Raw genomic sequence first — 350 nt, forward strand, 5'->3', positions numbered from 1 at the left:
GGACGGGACTCGAACCCGCGACCTCCTGCGTGACAGGCAGGCATTCTAACCAACTGAACTACCGGACCAAATTGCGGGGACAGGATTTGAACCTGCGACCTTCGGGTTATGAGCCCGACGAGCTACCAGACTGCTCCACCCCGCGACGATAAAAAAACATTTAAATTACTGCACCATACTATTATATTACCTAGACATAAAATTATGCATGGTATTTAAAATAATACAGCCTGGCAACGTCCTACTCTCACAGGGACGCGTGTCCCAACTACCATTGGCGCTGAGAAGCTTAACTTCCGTGTTCGGTATGGGAACGGGTGTGACCTTCTCGCCATAATTGCCAGACTATT

The 350-nt window shown here is 49.1% G+C and carries 1 tRNA gene and 1 rRNA gene; both read right to left on the reverse strand.

The annotated features are described in order from the left end of the window. Positions 1-71 precede the first annotated feature (71 nt). Positions 72-145: transfer RNA gene (locus KW850_RS32775), tRNA-Met, on the reverse strand. A gap of 83 nt (positions 146-228) precedes the next feature. Next, positions 229-345, reverse strand: a 5S ribosomal RNA gene (gene rrf / locus KW850_RS32780). Positions 346-350: the final 5 nt, after the last annotated feature.

The sequence above is a fragment of the Bacillus sp. sid0103 genome (genome assembly GCF_019219025.1).